The 1043-nt window shown below is 51.7% G+C and carries 9 tRNA genes; all 9 read right to left on the bottom strand.

The annotated features are described in order from the left end of the window. Nucleotide 1 precedes the first annotated feature (1 nt). The 9 genes from AAEO50_RS21115 to AAEO50_RS21075 all read right to left on the bottom strand — a co-directional run bounded on the left by AAEO50_RS21115 (nt 2) and on the right by AAEO50_RS21075 (nt 932). A tRNA-Ser gene (locus tag AAEO50_RS21115) sits at nt 2–91 on the bottom strand. Between the two features lie 16 nt (nt 92–107). Further along, nucleotides 108–184 (bottom strand) — tRNA-Ile (locus AAEO50_RS21110). 4 nt (nt 185–188) lie between these two features. Then, nucleotides 189–265, bottom strand: a tRNA-Met gene (locus AAEO50_RS21105). Between the two features lie 92 nt (nt 266–357). Continuing rightward, nucleotides 358–433: transfer RNA gene (locus tag AAEO50_RS21100), tRNA-Ala, on the bottom strand. Nucleotides 434–441: 8 nt separating this feature from the next. Further along, nucleotides 442–518 (bottom strand) — tRNA-Pro (locus tag AAEO50_RS21095). Nucleotides 519–524: 6 nt separating this feature from the next. Further along, nucleotides 525–601 (bottom strand) — tRNA-Arg (locus tag AAEO50_RS21090). 69 nt (nt 602–670) lie between these two features. Further along, a tRNA-Leu gene (locus AAEO50_RS21085) sits at nt 671–759 on the bottom strand. Between the two features lie 8 nt (nt 760–767). Beyond that, nucleotides 768–842 (bottom strand) — tRNA-Gly (locus AAEO50_RS21080). A 5-nt stretch (nt 843–847) separates the two neighbouring features. Next, nucleotides 848–932, bottom strand: a tRNA-Leu gene (locus AAEO50_RS21075). Between the last annotated feature and the right edge of the window lie 111 nt (nt 933–1043).

Genomic DNA, 1043 nt, shown 5'->3' with positions numbered 1-1043 from the left:
GCGGAGGAAGAGGGATTCGAACCCCCGCGGGCTTTAACACCCCTGTCGGTTTTCAAGACCGATCCCTTCAGCCGGACTTGGGTATTCCTCCGTATTTAAAATGTGAATGGTGGACCTTGTAGGACTCGAACCTACGACCGGACGGTTATGAGCCGTCTGCTCTAACCAACTGAGCTAAAGGTCCCTATTGGTAGCGGCGGAGGGGATCGAACCCCCGACCTCACGGGTATGAACCGTACGCTCTAGCCAGCTGAGCTACACCGCCAAGATACATTTTATATCTAATTGTTAGTTTTTATGCTGAAGCAAATACATCAAAGATTATTTCACTCCGCTTACGCTGCGCAAACAAATCTTTGGTGGAGCCTAGCGGGATCGAACCGCTGACCTCCTGCGTGCAAAGCAGGCGCTCTCCCAGCTGAGCTAAGGCCCCGAATAAGGTGGTCGGGAAGACAGGATTCGAACCTGCGACCCCTTGGTCCCAAACCAAGTGCTCTACCAAGCTGAGCTACTTCCCGACTATATGGCGCGCCCGAGAGGAGTCGAACCCCTAACCTTTTGATCCGTAGTCAAACGCTCTATCCAATTGAGCTACGGGCGCATAATTTACTTTTAAGATTATTTACTTTCGCAAATTTATGGAAAGATATTTTGCTAGCGCAAAAATCTCTGGTGCCGAGGACCGGAATCGAACCGGTACGGTAGTCACCTACCGCAGGATTTTAAGTCCTGTGCGTCTGCCAGTTCCGCCACCCCGGCAAGTCTTATGGAGCGGAAGACGGGATTCGAACCCGCGACCCCCACCTTGGCAAGGTGGTGTTCTACCACTGAACTACTTCCGCGTAAATGGTGCGGGTGAAGGGACTTGAACCCCCACGCCTTGCGGCGCCAGATCCTAAGTCTGGTGCGTCTGCCAATTCCGCCACACCCGCATGAAAACATTAGATATTTTGCCTTTTGCAAAAATCTATGGTGAGCCATGAAGGACTCGAACCTTCGACCCTCTGATTAAAAGTCAGATGCTCTACCAACTGAGCTAATGG

This window comes from Rossellomorea oryzaecorticis (assembly GCF_038405515.1).
Lineage (GTDB): Bacteria > Bacillota > Bacilli > Bacillales > Bacillaceae_B > Rossellomorea > Rossellomorea oryzaecorticis_A.
Note: the sequence above shows the minus strand (reverse complement) of the source record. Positions and strands in the feature narration are given on the sequence as shown.